Source organism: Nonomuraea sp. JJY05 (assembly GCF_043496855.1).
In the GTDB taxonomy this organism is placed as follows: domain Bacteria; phylum Actinomycetota; class Actinomycetes; order Streptosporangiales; family Streptosporangiaceae; genus Nonomuraea.
This window is the reverse complement of the sequence record NZ_JBIEIS010000008.1, coordinates 319,420-334,421: the sequence shown is the minus strand read 5'-3', so window position 1 is coordinate 334,421 and position 15,002 is coordinate 319,420. Positions and strand designations below refer to the sequence as shown.

Sequence of the window (15,002 nt, the reverse complement as noted above, 5' to 3'; positions counted from 1 at the left end):
GCCCGCAATGGTACGGGCTCAGTGCCGCCGCGCGACCGCCTCACGTGATCCTTTCGCCCTGAGGTCGACCATCTTGCCTGGCAGGAGTGCCATCAGGTCGAGTGCGCGCAGGGTCAGGGCGGTATGCCGTTCGCCGGTCGGGGTGAAGACCGGCCCGTCGTCGGCCAGGAAGTCGGCCGGCAGCCGGTCGTCGATGAACTTGGGCAGCGGCTCGGGCAGGAGCAGCGGGCACACCAGCCCGCTCGCGTAGTCGGTGGCCGAGTTGACCACGTGGACCGGGGCCGGTCGCACCCGGCGTACGCCCAGCACTCCGCCGACGGCTCCCACCGGTGGCGGCGCCGACACGGGGGTGGTGACCGCGATGACGACCTCGCGGCCGACCCTCGTGGCGACCTCGAGCACCGTGACCATCAGGCACCTGCTCGGCGCCGCGGAGACCGCCTCAGGCAGATCTTCCGCGCAAGTCATTGGACGCGGAAGGCGTACGATCTCATGATGGACCTGGTGGGCGAGGAGCCAGCGGTGGATCGCGAGGGCGTCCTTCATATAGTCCTCCTTGCCTCGTTCCCTGGCCCCCGACGGTCCTTGGACCGACGGTAACCCGGACCTGGTGTGGCTCGGGGGATATGTTCCGGAATGCTCCCAGAAGGACCTACCCGCTTGTCCGACTCAACTCTGACTGACAGCCAACGGCGGGCCATGACGGACCTGTTCCGCAAGATCGCCCCGGTGGCCGACGAGCTCGGCCGCCTGTTCGCGGCGCAGGGCCACGAGCTGGCCCTCGTCGGCGGCCCCGTACGCGATCTGCTGCTCGGCCGCATCGGCAACGACCTCGACCTGACCACCGACGCCCGCCCCGAGCGGGTGCTGGAGCTGGTCAGGGACTGGGCCGACTCCGTGTGGACCATCGGCATCGACTTCGGCACGGTGGGCCTGCGCAAGGGCAGCTGGCTGATCGAGATCACGACGTACCGGAGCGAGTCGTACGACCCGAAGTCGCGCAAGCCCGAGGTCATGTACGGCGAGACGCTCGACGAGGACCTCGAACGGCGTGACTTCGCGGTCAACGCGATGGCGGTGCGGCTGCCCGGCCACGAGTTCGTCGACCCGTACGGCGGGCTCGACGATCTGAAGGCCAGGGTGCTGCGCACGCCGGGCACCCCCGAGCGGTCCTTCGGCGACGACCCGCTGCGCATGCTGCGGGCCGCCAGGTTCGCCTCGCAGCTCGGGTTCGACGTGGACGAGGGGGCCATGGCGGCGATGACCGCGATGGCCGAACGCATCGAGATCGTCTCGGCCGAGCGCATCCGCGAGGAGCTCGACAAGCTCGTCTGCGGCGCCAACCCGCGCGAGGGCCTGCGGCTGCTGGTCGAGACCGGGCTGGCCGCGCACGTGCTGCCCGAGCTGCCCAAGCTGCGCCTGGAGATCGACGAGCACCACCGGCACAAGGACGTCTACGAGCACACGCTGACCGTGCTCGACCAGGCCATCGCACAGGAGGAGGACGGCAAGGCCGACCGGATCCTGCGCTGGGCCGCGCTCATGCACGACATCGGCAAGCCGAAGACGCGCCGCCACGAGTCGGGCGGGCGGGTGTCGTTCCACCACCACGAGGTGGTCGGCGCGCAGATGACCAAGAAGCGGATGGCGGAGCTGAAGTTCCCCAAGGACGTGGTGTCGGACGTGGCGCGGCTGGTGGAGCTGCACCTGCGCTTCCACGGTTACGGCACGGGGGAGTGGACCGACAGCGCCGTACGCCGCTACGTGCGCGACGCCGGCCACCTGCTGGACCGGCTCCACAAGCTGACCAGGGCCGACTGCACCACGCGCAACAAGCGCAAGGCGGCGGCGCTGTCGCGGACCTACGACCAGCTCGAGGAGCGCATCGCCAGGCTCGCCGACGAGGAGGAGCTGGCCAAGATCCGCCCCGAGCTCGACGGCAACGAGATCCAGCGGGTCCTCGGCATCGGGCCGGGGCCGGTGGTGGGGCGGGCATACAAGTTCCTGCTCGAGATCAGGCTCGACAAGGGCGTGATCGGCAAGGAAGCGGCTACCGAGGCGTTGTTGGAGTGGGCGAGGTCGAACGACGCGGGCGTGTGATCATCCGGTAGGCCAGCGCGGCCAGGGGATAGCCGACCGCGACGATCACGACGGCCGTGTAGGACTTGCCGTCGGCGGGCAGGATGGCCGCCGACAGGGCCGCGGCGAGGACGTACATGCCGTTGAAGAGCATGTCGTAGATCGAGAACGCCCGGCCCAGGTAGATGTCCTCGACGTCGCGCTGGACCGTGGTGTCGGCGCAGATCTTGACGCTCTGCCCGGCCACGCCCAGCACGAACCCCGCCACCGGCAGCCCCCACTCCTGGAACGGCAGCACGAACGCCGCCGTCAGCAGCCCGGCCGTGGTCAGCGCGATCGGCACCCAGCGCTCGATCGTGAACCGCTCGGTGGCGTACGGGGTGATGACCACGGCGATGGCGTAGCCGACGCCGGAGGTCGCCACGACCAGGCTGACCCCGCCCAGCGCGGCGTCAGCGTCGCCGTTGTAGAAGTAGTAGCGGTAGAGGATGATGCCGAGCGCGGTGGCTATGCCGTAGAAGAAGCGGTGCGCGGCCATCGCGCCCATGGTGGAGGCCGCGACGCGGTGGCTGACCAGGTGCTTGGCGCCGTCCGCGAGGCCGCCGACCACGTTGCGCAGGGCCTCGCGCGCCTGCGGCCGGCTCGGGTCGGACTCCGGGCCGAGCAGGTCGCGGTCCATCGTCCGCGCGACCAGCGCGCTCAGGCCGAACACCACGCCCGAGACGACCAGGAGCAGCGCCACGCCGTGGTCCTCGGCGCCGAACACCCTGCGCAGCAGATAACCGAGCCCGACGCCCACGAACGTCACCACGGTGCCCGACGTGGGGACGACCGCGTTGGCGGCCATCAGCCGGTCGGCCGGCACCACGTGCGGCAGCGAGGCGCCGAGCGCGGCCAGGAAGAACCTGTTGACGCCCAGCACGGCCAGCGCCGCCCCGTAGAACACCGGGTCCGGCACGTCGGCGGCGACCAGCGCCGCCGCGACCAGCAGGAGCGCGCCGCGCACGATCGGCGCGACCACCAGGATCTGCCGCCGTGACCAGCGGTCGATGAACACGCCCACGAAGGGCCCGAGCACGCTGTACGGCAGCAGCAGCACGGCCAGCCCGGCGGCCACCGCGAGCGCCGTCGTCTGGCTCTCGGGGCTGAAGAAGGCGAACCCGGCCACCCCGAACTGGAAGATCCCGTCGGAGAACTGGGAGACCAGCCGGGTGGCGAACAACCGCCGGAAATCATCGCCCCGCAGAACCACGCGTAGGTCGGCCACAAATGACACGCGGCCAGCCTAGCCCTCCCCCCATCGCCTAGGATGCGCGAGAGCCGGGATGCGGCAGGTGGGCCGTGGGTTCCGAACGGTCACTCTGTCTCGTACGCTTCATAGCGTGACGACTGAGGAACACGTTGTGCTGGTCGACCGCGACGGCCACGCACTCGGCACAGCGCCCAAGCTGGTGGTGCACGGTCGCGAGACACCTCTTCACCTGGCGTTCTCCAGCTATGTCTTCGACCACGAAGGCCGGGTGCTGCTGACCAGGAGAGCGGACAGCAAGCTCACGTGGCCGGGGGTCTGGACCAACAGCTGCTGCGGCCACCCGCTGCCGGGCGAGCCGGTGGACCGCGCTGTCGAGCGCCGGCTCTCCTACGAGCTGGGGCTCACGGTGGACCGCGTCGACCTCATGCTGCCGGCCTTCTCCTACCGCGCCGTCATGGCCAACGGGATCGTCGAGCACGAGCTCTGCCCGGTCTACCGCGTCACCGTGACCTCGCCGGTCGTCCCCAACCCCGCCGAGGTGGGGGAGACGATGTGGATGCCGTGGAAGGAGTTCGCCGAGGGAGTGCGCAACGGGCTGGTGGCTGTCTCGCCCTGGTGCCAGGAGCAGGTGCCGCTGCTGGCCGACCTCGGGGCCGACCCGCTGACCTGGCATCCCGCCTCGCCCGCCGAGCTGCCCCCGGCCGCCCGCCCGTAGCCGGCCCGGCGCCCGCAGACCGGACGGCACCTGAAAACGCAGGGCACCTGAAGACGCAGGGCACCTGAAGACGGCACGGCGCCGCACCCGTGGGCACGGGTGCGGCGGCGCCGGTCAGGGGGTCAGCGCTCGACCTCGCCCCGGATGAACTTCTCGACGTAGTCCCGGGCCTCGTCGTCGGAGAACTGCTTCGGCGGCGACTTCATGAAGTACGAGGACGCCGACAGGATCGGCCCCCCGATCCCGCGGTCGAGGGCGATCTTGGCGGCCCGTACCGCGTCGATGATGATCCCCGCCGAGTTCGGCGAGTCCCAGACCTCCAGCTTGTACTCGAGGTTGAGCGGCGTGTCGCCGAACGAGCGGCCCTCGAGCCGCACGTAGGCCCACTTCCGGTCGTCCAGCCACGGCACGTGGTCCGACGGCCCGATGTGCACGTCGGCCTTGCCCATCTCGTGCGGGATCTGCGAGGTGACCGACTGCGTCTTCGAGATCTTCTTGGACTGGAGCCGCTTGCGCTCCAGCATGTTCATGAAGTCCATGTTGCCGCCGAAGTTGAGCTGGTACGTGCGCAGCAGCTCCACCCCGCGGTCCTCGAACAGCTTGGCCAGCACGCGGTGCGTGATGGTGGCGCCGACCTGCGACTTGATGTCGTCGCCGACGATCGGCACGCCGGCCTCGGTGAACTTCTCCGCCCACACCGGGTCGGAGGCGATGAAGACGGGCAGCGCGTTCACGAACGCCACGCCGGCGTCGATGGCGCACTGGGCGTAGAAGCGGTCGGCGTCCTCCGAGCCCACCGGCAGGTAGGAGACCAGGACGTCGACCTGGTTGTCACGGAGCACCTGGACGACATCGACGGGCGTCTCGTCGGACTCCTCGATGATCTCCCGGTAGAACTCACCCAGCCCGTCGAAGGTGTGGCCGCGCTGGACGGTCACCCCCGTGGGCGGCACGTCACAGATCTTGATCGTGTTGTTCTCGCTGGCGACGATCGCCTCCGACAGGTCGCGACCGACCTTCTTGGCGTCGACGTCGAACGCGGCGACGAACTCGACGTCACCGACGTGATAATCGCCGAACTTCACGTGCATGAGGCCCGGTACCCGAATGTCCGGGTCGGCGTCCTTGTAGTAGTGAACGCCCTGGACCAGCGACGACGCGCAGTTTCCGACACCGACAATGGCCACGCGAACCGAACCCATCGCACTCGCTCCCTTACTCATCAGTTGACGTGGTATCTCTTGCGGGCCCCTCTTCCGAGGAGGCCCGACGCTCTGTCGCGATCAGCTCGTTGAGCCAGCGCACCTCGCGCTCGACCGACTCGAGCCCATGCCGCTGCAGCTCGAGCGTGTAACTGTCGAGGCGCTCCCTGGTGCGCGCCAGAGCCGTGCGCACCGCGTCGAGTCGCTCCTCCAGCCGGCTACGGCGGCCTTCGAGAATGCGCAGCCGCACTTCCGCCTCGGTGTGGCGGAAGAACGCGAAGTGCACGCCGAAGCTCTCGTCCTCCCAAGCGGAGGGGCCGGCCTGCGTCAGCATGTCCTGTAGCCGTTCCTTGCCCTCGGCCGTCAGCTTGTAAACGATCTTCGATCTGCCGCCGACGATCGTGGTGGGAGCGGGTTGCTCCTCCGCGATGAGGCCCTGAGCCAGGAGTGATCGCAGACAGGGGTACAGCGACCCGTAGGAGAACGCGCGGAACATCCCCAGCAGGGCGTTGAGCCGTTTGCGCAGCTCATAGCCGTGTAGTGGCGTCTCGTGCAGCGACCCGAGCACGGCCAGTTCCAAGACCCTGCCCTGTCCGCCGGCCATCGGAACCCGCCCCCTCTCGCGTCGATGTATCGAGCCGATACATCCTTAGGATACGTCGGCTCGCTATATGGCGGCAATCTGTGAATCTGCCAAGTCGTTGGGACGGAGCCGCAAAACGCCGTAGTCTGGCGCTCATGTGGTCACAGCGAAGGGTGGTGGATTACGGCCTTGCGAAACGGGCGGTGGTCCGCTCCCTGCGCATGGGGCGCACCTCTCGGGGCGACGTATGTGACGCACAGCCCTACCTCCTTCGCGCGGCGCGCCACTTCGGCGAGCCGACCGAACGCCTCTGCCCGGTATGCGAAAGGGAGAACGTCACCAATGTGACCTACGTCTACGGCGATTCGCTCGGTAGGCATGCCGGACAGGCAAAGGTCACATCGGAACTCGTCGCAATGGCTCATGATTACGATGAGTTCCGCGTGTACGTTGTCGAGGTCTGCCAAGGTTGTTCCTGGAACCACCTGACGGTTTCATACGTCCTCGGAAACGGACCGCCTGACCTCGTCAGCCAAGTGTGAAGACCGAGGGCGGCGAGAAACCTCACGCCCAACCGCCGTTTATGTTTCCGACGACGATGCGAGGACGTGTGAGTAACAGCATGAATGAGGGGACGGCCCGCCCGGGAAGGCGCCGTCGCTCCAGCTCATCCCGTTCTGTGCCCCAGGGTTCTCCTCCCCAAACCGGTGAGTCGAACTGGGGTGGTCCGCCGCAGTCGCCGCAGCCGCAGCGTCGTCCGGAAGCCGCTTACGAGCAGACCGGCGCCATGGCCGCGCAGCCGTACGACGAGCCTCCCAGACGCGGTGACGGCCCTCCCATGCGTGGCGACGGACCGCCCACGCGCGGCGACGGACCTCCCATGCGTGGCGACGGACCGCCTACGCGCGGTGACCAGCCGGGGCCGCGCACGCGCGCCCGGCAGGAGGCCCGGGGGATGAGCAATCAGGAGACGATCGTCAGCGACGCGCCGCGGCGCTCGCGCAGGAGGGGCGACGGCGGGCCGCCCGAGCCTCCCGGGCCGCCGACCAAGAAGGGCGGCGGCGGCAAGGGCGGCTGGCGCAGGTTCGTGCCGAGCTGGAAGATCCTCGTGGCCGGGTTCGTGGTGCTCGCGGCCGGCCTCTTCGGCATGATCATGGTCGCGTACGCCAACACGCCGGTGCCGACCGCCGACCAGGCCAAGTCCGACGCGCTCGCGCAGCAGAGCACCATCTACTACCGGGACGGCAAGACCGAGATCGCCAAGCTCGGCACGAAGCGCGAGATCCTCGATGACATCTCCAAGATGTCCCAGAGCGTCCGGGACGCCGCGGTGGCCATCGAGAACAAGACGTTCTACGAGGACTCCGGCATCTCGATCTCCGGCATGTTCCGCTCCGTCTGGATGACGGCGACCGGCCAGCAGCTGCAGGGCGCCTCGACGATCACCCAGCAGATGGCCCGTAACTACTACGACGGCCTCAGCCAGGAAGTGTCCATCAAGCGCAAGGTCATGGAGATCTTCGTCGCGGTCAAGCTCGACGAGACCTTGTCCAAGGACGACATCCTGAAGACCTACCTGAACACCGTCAACTTCGGCAAGGCCTACGGCGTCCAGGCCGCCGCGCAGGCGTACTTCGACGAGAAGGCCACCGCCGCCAAGCTGACGCCCGAGCAGGGCGCCTACCTCGCAGCGCGCATCCAGCAGCCCAACTGGGAGCCTGACGCTCCCGAGCTCAAGGCCCGCTGGAAGACCGTCATCCAGTACATGGCCGAGCAGTGGCCGGACAGATACGGCAAGCTGCCGCAGACCGCCAAGTTCCCCAAGCTCCGCAAGGACAGCGACAGCAACGAGCTCGGCGGTCTCAGGGGCTACATGGTGACGCAGGTCCTCCAGGAGCTGAAGGAGCGCCGCGGCCTCACCCCCGACGCGGTCAGGAGCGGCGGCTACCACATCGTCTCCACCTTCGACAAGAAGCTCATGAAGGCCGCCGAGACCGCGGTGAAGAGCACGACGGACAGCATGACCAGGGAGTACCACGCGGGCCTGGCCGCGGTGGACCCGAAGAACGGCCGCGTCCTGGCGTTCTACGGCGGAAGCAACTACGTCACGGACCCGTTCAACGAGCCCTTCGACGCCAAGAAGCAGGCCGCGTCCGCGTTCAAGCCGTACGTGCTGGCGGCCTGGCTGCAGGCCGGCTACTCGCTGAAGAGCTATGTGCCGGGCAACGAGACGGTGCCGAAGGTGCTGCCGGGCCAGGCGAGGGGCGGCTTCAAGAACAGCCACAATGTCGGCGCGTCCGTCGATGTGATCAAGGCCACGGCGGATTCGGTCAACACGGCGTACGTGTCGATGGCGTACGCGCTGCCCGGCAAGATCGACGACGTGAAGAACCTCGTCGAGGCGGCCGGGTTCAACCAGCAGCGTATGGAAGACGACGTCGACAAGCACCACTACCAGTTCGCCATCGGCAGCGCCCTGGTGACACCGGTCGAGCAGGCCGCCGGCTACTCCATCTTCGCCAACGCCGGCAAGTACACCAAGTACCACGTGGTGCAGGAGGTCAAGCTCGGCAAGCAGGTCGTCTACGGCGAGCAGCTGGCCTCCAAGCGGGTCATCGACGCCGGTGTCGCCGCCGACGCCACGGTCGCCATGGAGGCGGTGCTGCGGAGCGGCACCGCGCGGGGCAAGGGCCTGGGCAACCGGCCGGCCGCCGGCAAGACCGGCACGAACAACGACGAGAACGGCGCCTGGTTCGTCGGCTACACGCCGCAGATCTCCGCCGCCGTCGGCTTCTACCGCGAGCAGTGCAAGACGAAGACGGGCAAGGTCGTCACGCCCAATGCGAACCGCACCTGCCCGGTGACGCCCCGCAACAGGAAGAGCACGAAGTACAACGCCCAGAACCCCTACAGCACGCCGTTCGAGGTGGGCCTGGGCTTCGAGGGTGCTGACGCGCCCACGCTCACGTGGCAGAGGTTCATGCTGGCGGCTCACGAGGGCCTGCCGGTCGAGCAGTTCCCGCAGAAGGCCGATGTGGGGTTGCCCGAGAACATCGTGCCGAGCCCCGAGCCCAAGCCGTCGAAGACCCCCGACAACCCGTTCGACAGCGGGGACAACCCCTTCGACGACCAGGGCGACCAGGACTGCCTCGTCAACTCGTGTGACGACAACGCCACCCCCGACGACGACGTCACCATCGACGACCCGGGCAGCGACGGCAACGACACCGGTGACCAGGGTGTCCCGCAGACCGCGGACGTCGACGGGGTCGGCGGCGGCCGGGCGCCCGATCCGAGGCCTTCGGGCTGGTCGCCGATGTCCAGACCTGAGGACCGGTGACCAGCACGGAGGTACGCGTCCCCTTCGTGGCGCGTGCCGTTCCGTACCTTCCCCTGGGGCTGATCGCGGCCCTGGGGGCGACCCTCGCGTACGTCGTGCGCCTGCCCTGCCGCACCGGCGGCTGGAACGACCAGGTCACGACGTACACCAACTTCTGCTACACCGACATCTACCCCCTGTACTTCGACAGGGCGCTGTCGACCCAGAACCCCTACTTCGCCGCCGTGCCGTTCGACAAGCAGGTCGAATACCCGGTCGTGCTGGGCGAGGTCATGCAGGTGATCAGCTGGTTCGCCAGGGCGGTCGGAGCTGACGTGGGCGCGCAGGCGGTCAGGTTCTACGACCTGACGGTCATCCTGCTCGGCATCTGCCTGGTCGTCGGCGTCCTGCTGATGGCCGCGGTGGCCGGGCCCACGCGGCGGTGGGACGCGCTCTGGTACGCCATCTCGCCCGCCGTCGTGCTGGCCGCGTACATCAACTGGGACCTGGTCGCCGGCGCGCTGTCGATGGGCATGCTGCTGGCCTGGGCGCGGCGCCGGCAGGTGCTGGCCGGGGTGCTGCTGGGGCTGGCCATCGCGACCAAGTTCTATCCGCTGATGTTCCTGGGGGCGCTGTTCCTGCTCACGCTGCGCACCGCGCGATGGCGGCCGTTCCTGGTCACCCTGGGCTCCACGGCCGGCGCGTGGATCGTGGTCAACGCGCCGTTCATGATCTTCGCGTGGGAGGGATGGCGCAGGTTCTACGTCTTCTCGCAGGAACGCGGGGTCGACTGGGGCTCGCCGTGGCTGTTCTTCCAGAGCAAGGGCTGGCCCGTCCTGGGCGACGGCGACGTCAGCAAGCTGGGCATGGCGTCCCTGGCCATCCTGTGCCTGGGAATCGCCGTGCTCGCGCTGGCCGCGCCGCGGCGGCCCAGGCTGGCGCAGATCTGCTTCCTGGCGCTGGCCGCGTTCATGATGACGAACAAGGTGTGGTCGCCGCAGTTCGTGCTCTGGCTCGTGCCGTTCGCCGTGCTGGCCAGGCCCAACTGGAAGCCGCTGGTGCTGTGGCAGCTCGCCGAGATCTGGTACTTCGTCGCCATCTGGCTCTACCTGGTCGCGCAAGCGCCGTTCAGCAGGAACGACCTGGGCATCGGTGACGACACGTACTTCACCGCCGTCTGGGGGCGGGTCATCACCATCGGGATCATGATGGCGTTCGTGGTGCGGGACATCCTCCGTCCCGACAAGGACGTGGTGCGCCAGGCCGACGTCGATGACCAGGGTGGCGGCGTCTTCGACGACGCCCGCGACCGGTTCACGCTGACACCAGCCGTTCGATGATCACTCGCTCGGCCGACCGGGACGCGCTGCTGCTCTGGTTCGGCTCGCGGGCGGGGCTGCTGGTGGTGACGCTGCTGGGGACGGCCCTCGGCGCGTACGCCGACAAGTGGCGCAAGTGGGACTCCGGGCTGTTCATCACCATCGCCCAGTACGGCTACGACGGCGAGCCCGGCAAGCCCGTGGACGACGGGTTGCCCGCGTTCTTCCCCGGCTTTCCGATGCTGCTGCGGGTGCTGCACCTCGTCGTGCCGGACTGGTCGGCGGCCGGGCTGCTGGTCTCGCTCGCCGCCGGGGCGGTGGCGATGGTGGCACTGGCCCGGCTGGCCGAGCTCGAAGGCGCCTCCGGCTGGATGGCGGTGCTGGCGCTGCTGCTCTACCCGATGGCGGTGTTCCTGGCGGCGGGCTACAGCGAGTCCCTCTTCCTGGCCTTCGCGATCCCGGCCTGGCTGGCCGCCAGGCAGGGGCAATGGTCCTTGGCGGCGTCGCTCGCCGCGGGCGCCTCGTGCGTGCGGATCACGGGGCTGTTCCTCGCGATCGCGCTCGTCGTGGAGTTCGTCACCCGGCGCGAGCCGATCCGGGAGCGCATGCGACAGGCGGGGTGGCTGGCCGTGCCGTTCGTGCCGCTGGTGGCGTACTCGTACTACCACTACAGCAGGTCGGGCGACTGGCTGGCGTGGAAGCACGCGCAGGAGGCCGGGTGGGGGCGGGACTTCGCCTGGCCGTGGGAGGCGTGGAAGACGACCTGGCGCTCGGCCATGGGCTCCGACGACTTCGCGGTGGCCTTCCGGATGGAGATCATCGGGGCGGTCGTGGCGTTGGGGGTGCTGATCTGGCTGCTCGCGCTGCGCCGGTGGAGCGAACTCGTCTACACGGGGCTGCAGGCGGCGGCACTGATGACCTCCGCGTACTACCTGTCGATCCCGCGCTCGCTGCTGCTGTGGTTCCCTCTGTGGATCCTGGTCGCGAAGGTCGCGACCAGGAGGCCGTGGGTGATGGTCGTGTACGCCCTGATCTTCGGGCCGCTCATGCTGCTCAACGCGGAGCGTTTCCTGAGTGGCGCATGGGCGGGCTGATTTTTCTACCCACTTCTTCGTCTTGGTAATCCAGGGAAGTTATCCACAGGCTGTGTGTATTTCCTAGAGGTTCTTGCGCAGGAACGCGATGTCGTCCGCCTGACCGTCGGCGGGCGTCTCCACCACGATCGGCGCGTCGGCCGCGCGGCAGACCGCCAGGATCAGCTCGGGGTCGATCTTCCCCTTGCCCAGGTTGGCGTGGCGGTCGGCGCCGGAGTCGAAGTCGTCGCGCGAGTCGTTGCAGTGGACGAGGTCGATCCGGCCGGTGATGGCCCTGACCCTCTCGACCAGGTCGACGAGCTCCTCGCCGCCCGCGTGGGCGTGGCAGGTGTCGAGGCAGAAGCCCACGTCGAACCCGTCGAGCGCGTCCCACAGCCGGGCGATGCGCTCGAGCTTGCGCGCCATCGCGTTGCCGCCGCCCGCGGTGTTCTCGATCAGCACGGGGATGGGGCACTCCATGCGCTCGAACACCTTGCGCCAGTTGTCGAAGCCGGTCTGCGGATCGTCGTTCTTGTTGACGTGGCCGCCGTGCACGATCAGGCCCTTGGCGCCGAGCCCGGCGGCGGCCTTGAGGTGCTGCTCCAGCAGCTTGCGGCTGGGGATTCTGATGCGGTTGTTAGTGGTGGCGACGTTGACCAGGTAAGGGGCGTGGATGTAGATGTCGACGCCCTCGACCGGTTTGGCGGGCAGCACCGGCTTGTCGTATCCCTGCGGGTCGCCGAGGAAGAACTGCACCACCTCGGCCCCGACCGCCTCGGCGTGGGCGGCGGGATCGTCCTGATCGACATGAGCTCCGATGCGCACCATAGCTCCCGAGCTTACGCCGGAGAGTAAGGCCACAGCCGCGGGATCGATCGGTTTGCCGGACGCGCGCTCGGGAAGTCGCCATGCGCCCCCTAATCGAGGAGAAACGATATGGCACGCTGGCGCTGGCGAGCGCTGATCTTATTGGTTTACGTGGTGATCGGGATCTACGTGGGCTGGGTGTACCACTACATCACCCCCGGACTGCTCAGGGACCTCGCGGAAGCGCTGCTCGCGGTGTTCCTCTGGTTCCTGGTCCTGCTCGGTATAGACCTGCACATCGGCGGGTGAACGGCATGCCGGAACGGCCCCGGGCGCCGGGGCCGTTCCTGATCAGGTCAGTGAGGGAGGAAACCCCCGTGGGCGATGCCCAGCGCGGCTCCCACGAACGACCCCACGATGCCGACGATGTTGAGCGCACGCTGCGGCGTGGTCGCCGAGACGTACTGGGAATACAGCCCGATCCCGAAGCCCAGCGTGCCGGCCCACGAGGAGATCGCATGCGCGGAGACCCAGAATGTCGAGACGAAGGCGACGAGACCGCAAACGAGCGCCGCCACCGCCAGGGCGTTCTCCACCGGGTGCGCATTCCCGTCGCTGTTGAGTGTGAGCCTGAACCGCTCCCTCTGGGAGGGCTGAAGCACATGTGGCACGGCCACCACCCCCTAGGTTTCCTAAAGGCCTTCCCACCTTCCCGCGGCTGGTAACCTGGGCAAGCTGCGTTGTGATGGATGAACCATCGCCCCGGGGCGCCGAAAGGGGCGCCCGGGCACAGACGTCAGCGTCCTCCTGTCACGGCAGAGTGTCGTGACCGCAAGAGTCCAGAGGAGGTTGGAGTCCGCATGCGTCGTTACGAAGTAATGGTCATCCTGGACCCTTCGCTCGATGAGCGCACTGTCGCGCCGTCCCTCGACCAGTTCCTCACCGTGGTCCGCAACGACGGCGGCACCGTGGAGAAGGTCGACGTCTGGGGCCGTCGCCGTCTCGCCTACGACATCGACAAGAAGTCGGAAGGCATCTACGCCGTCATCGACCTGTCCGCGGAGCCCGCGACGGTCAAGGAGCTCGACCGGCAGATGAACCTCAACGAGGGCATCCTGCGCACCAAGGTCCTGCGCCCCGACGTGCACTGACCCCCGGTTTTTGTCGGGGAAGCCCCGTACTCTGAGCCGTAATCCAAGCGAAGGCGTGCAGGAAGGCGAGCGCTAGCCATGGCAGCAGGCGACACCGTAATCACCATCGTCGGCAACCTGGTCGACGACCCGGAGCTGCGCTTCACCCCGACGGGGCAAGCGGTGGCTCGATTCCGCATCGCGTCCACTCCGCGGTTCATGGATCGTCAGACCAACGAGTGGAAAGATGGCGAAAGCCTCTTCCTGACCTGCAACGTGTGGCGGCAGGCGGCGGAGAACGCCGCCGAGAGCCTGCAGCGCGGCATGCGGGTCATCGTGCAGGGGCGGCTCAAGCAGCGGTCCTACGAGACCAAGGAAGGCGAGAAGCGCACCGTTTACGAGGTCGAGGTCGACGAGGTCGGCCCGTCTCTGCGTAACGCCACCGCCAAGGTCAACCGCACCTCCCGTCAGGGCGGCGGCGGTGGCGGCGGCTTCGGCGGCCCGGCCGACGACCCGTGGGCCTCTGCCTCGCCCGCCCCGCCCCAGGGTGGCGGCGGTTACGGCGGCGGCGGCGGTGGTGGCGGCGGCGGCTTCGGCGGCGGCCAGCAGAGCGGCGGCGGCTTCGGCGGCGGCGGCGACTTCAGCGACGAACCGCCTTTCTAAAACCTGTCCACAAGCCCGAGTCCATTCCCGCCCGGAAGGCGGGGCTCTGAAAGGAGCACCACGATGGCTAAGCCGGCACTGCGCAAGCCGAAGAAGAAGGTTTGCCTGTTCTGCCACGACAAGATCTCCTACGTCGACTACAAGGACACGGCGCTGCTGCGGAAGTTCATCTCCGACCGCGGCAAGATCCGTGCCCGCCGGGTGACGGGCAACTGCACCCAGCACCAGCGCGACGTGGCGACCGCGATCAAGAACGCGCGTGAGGTGGCCCTGCTGCCTTACACGAGCACCGCGCGCTAAGGAGGCCTGTCGATATGAAGCTCATCCTCACCAACGAGGTTTCCGGCCTCGGCACCCCTGGCGACGTCGTCGAGGTCAAGGACGGCTACGGCCGTAACTACCTCATCCCGCGCGGCTACGCCATGCGCTGGACGCGGGGCGCCGAGAAGCAGATCGAGACGATCAGGAAGGCTCGCGACGCTCGCGAGATCCGCGACCTCGGCACCGCCAAGGAGGTCGCCGGTCAGATCGGCGCGCTGCGCGTCCGCCTGACCACGCGCGCCGGCGAGTCGGGCCGCCTGTTCGGCTCGATCACGACGGGCGACATCGCCGACGCCGTCAAGGCCGCCGGTGGCCCGATCGTCGACCGCCGCCGCATCGAGATCGTCAACCCGATCAAGAGCGTCGGCTCGCACCGCGTCACCATCAAGCTCCACCCGGAGGTCTCGGCCTCGGTGGATGTCGAGGTCGTCGCGGGCTGAGCCCTGCTGCGAAAGCCCCCTCCGCCCGGAGGGGGCTTTCACGTTTCCCGGGGCTGCGCACCGGGTCCTGCGGCCGCCGCCCTGTGAAAAACCCCATAC

17 protein-coding genes are annotated in these 15,002 nt (G+C 68.4%); 11 read left to right on the top strand and 6 right to left on the bottom strand.

All coding sequences use genetic code 11. From position 1 onward, the window contains the following. Window positions 1-18: 18 nt before the first annotated feature. Window positions 19-546, bottom strand: a complete 528-nt coding sequence (locus ACFKCF_RS14925) for a YbaK/EbsC family protein (protein WP_394493917.1) — start codon at window positions 544-546, stop codon at window positions 19-21. 153 nt (window positions 547-699) lie between these two features. Here ACFKCF_RS14925 and ACFKCF_RS14920 point away from each other — a divergent pair, with 153 nt between their 5' ends. Next, window positions 700-2,100 carry a CCA tRNA nucleotidyltransferase gene (locus ACFKCF_RS14920; protein ID WP_394493915.1) on the top strand — a complete coding sequence of 467 codons (1,401 nt, stop codon included), beginning with the start codon at window positions 700-702 and terminating at the stop codon, window positions 2,098-2,100. On the opposite strand, the gene ACFKCF_RS14915 is transcribed toward ACFKCF_RS14920, so the two are convergent. After that, window positions 2,051-3,355, bottom strand: a complete 1,305-nt coding sequence (locus tag ACFKCF_RS14915) for an MFS transporter (RefSeq protein ID WP_394493913.1) — start codon at window positions 3,353-3,355, stop codon at window positions 2,051-2,053. The genes ACFKCF_RS14920 and ACFKCF_RS14915 overlap by 50 nt on opposite strands. A gap of 106 nt (window positions 3,356-3,461) precedes the next feature. Here ACFKCF_RS14915 and idi point away from each other — a divergent pair, with 106 nt between their 5' ends. Further along, the gene (gene idi, locus ACFKCF_RS14910; protein WP_394493911.1) at window positions 3,462-4,046 is read left to right on the top strand and encodes an isopentenyl-diphosphate Delta-isomerase; all 585 of its coding nucleotides are present in this window, start codon (window positions 3,462-3,464) and stop codon (window positions 4,044-4,046) included. Between the two features lie 122 nt (window positions 4,047-4,168). Here the strand turns inward: idi and ACFKCF_RS14905 are convergent, their stop codons facing one another. Beyond that, window positions 4,169-5,248, bottom strand: a complete 1,080-nt coding sequence (locus ACFKCF_RS14905; RefSeq protein ID WP_394493910.1) for an inositol-3-phosphate synthase — start codon at window positions 5,246-5,248, stop codon at window positions 4,169-4,171. Between the two features lie 13 nt (window positions 5,249-5,261). Further along, window positions 5,262-5,852, bottom strand: a complete 591-nt coding sequence (locus ACFKCF_RS14900) for a helix-turn-helix transcriptional regulator (protein WP_394493909.1) — start codon at window positions 5,850-5,852, stop codon at window positions 5,262-5,264. Between the two features lie 134 nt (window positions 5,853-5,986). On the opposite strand from ACFKCF_RS14900, the gene ACFKCF_RS14895 reads away from it, so the two are divergent. The 4 genes from ACFKCF_RS14895 (at window position 5,987) to ACFKCF_RS14880 (ending at window position 11,563) form a co-directional block, all read left to right on the top strand. Then, the gene (locus tag ACFKCF_RS14895) at window positions 5,987-6,373 is read left to right on the top strand and encodes a DUF5318 family protein (protein WP_185069548.1); all 387 of its coding nucleotides are present in this window, start codon (window positions 5,987-5,989) and stop codon (window positions 6,371-6,373) included. 413 nt (window positions 6,374-6,786) lie between these two features. Next, a complete protein-coding gene (locus ACFKCF_RS14890; protein ID WP_394493907.1) occupies window positions 6,787-9,171 on the top strand; it encodes a transglycosylase domain-containing protein in 2,385 nt (794 codons plus the stop codon). Continuing rightward, the gene (locus tag ACFKCF_RS14885; protein ID WP_394493905.1) at window positions 9,168-10,490 is read left to right on the top strand and encodes a glycosyltransferase family 87 protein; all 1,323 of its coding nucleotides are present in this window, start codon (window positions 9,168-9,170) and stop codon (window positions 10,488-10,490) included. The genes ACFKCF_RS14890 and ACFKCF_RS14885 overlap by 4 nt, the downstream gene beginning before the upstream one ends. Next, a complete protein-coding gene (locus tag ACFKCF_RS14880; RefSeq protein ID WP_394493903.1) occupies window positions 10,487-11,563 on the top strand; it encodes a mannosyltransferase family protein in 1,077 nt (358 codons plus the stop codon). Before ACFKCF_RS14885 ends, ACFKCF_RS14880 begins: the two co-directional genes overlap by 4 nt. A gap of 63 nt (window positions 11,564-11,626) precedes the next feature. On the opposite strand, the gene ACFKCF_RS14875 is transcribed toward ACFKCF_RS14880, so the two are convergent. Then, window positions 11,627-12,370 (bottom strand): deoxyribonuclease IV, encoded by a 744-nt coding sequence (locus ACFKCF_RS14875; protein ID WP_394493901.1) that lies wholly within the window; start codon window positions 12,368-12,370, stop codon window positions 11,627-11,629. A 108-nt stretch (window positions 12,371-12,478) separates the two neighbouring features. On the opposite strand from ACFKCF_RS14875, the gene ACFKCF_RS14870 reads away from it, so the two are divergent. Beyond that, complete coding sequence (locus tag ACFKCF_RS14870) at window positions 12,479-12,658, top strand: hypothetical protein (RefSeq protein WP_185069543.1); 180 nt, start codon at window positions 12,479-12,481, stop codon at window positions 12,656-12,658. Between the two features lie 47 nt (window positions 12,659-12,705). Here ACFKCF_RS14870 and ACFKCF_RS14865 read toward each other — a convergent pair whose 3' ends face one another. Beyond that, complete coding sequence (locus tag ACFKCF_RS14865; protein ID WP_394493900.1) at window positions 12,706-13,020, bottom strand: hypothetical protein; 315 nt, start codon at window positions 13,018-13,020, stop codon at window positions 12,706-12,708. 189 nt (window positions 13,021-13,209) lie between these two features. Here ACFKCF_RS14865 and rpsF point away from each other — a divergent pair, with 189 nt between their 5' ends. From rpsF to rplI, 4 genes are all read left to right on the top strand, one after another. Next, on the top strand, window positions 13,210-13,500 hold the full coding sequence (gene rpsF / locus ACFKCF_RS14860; protein ID WP_026214314.1) for a 30S ribosomal protein S6: 291 nt from the start codon (window positions 13,210-13,212) through the stop codon (window positions 13,498-13,500). 78 nt (window positions 13,501-13,578) lie between these two features. After that, window positions 13,579-14,142: a single-stranded DNA-binding protein gene (locus ACFKCF_RS14855; RefSeq protein WP_394493898.1), complete on the top strand. Its 564-nt coding sequence runs from the start codon at window positions 13,579-13,581 to the stop codon at window positions 14,140-14,142. A gap of 63 nt (window positions 14,143-14,205) precedes the next feature. After that, window positions 14,206-14,442: a 30S ribosomal protein S18 gene (gene rpsR / locus ACFKCF_RS14850; RefSeq protein ID WP_020543048.1), complete on the top strand. Its 237-nt coding sequence runs from the start codon at window positions 14,206-14,208 to the stop codon at window positions 14,440-14,442. Between the two features lie 14 nt (window positions 14,443-14,456). Then, complete coding sequence (gene rplI / locus ACFKCF_RS14845) at window positions 14,457-14,903, top strand: 50S ribosomal protein L9 (protein WP_185069541.1); 447 nt, start codon at window positions 14,457-14,459, stop codon at window positions 14,901-14,903. The last annotated feature ends 99 nt before the right edge of the window (window positions 14,904-15,002 follow it).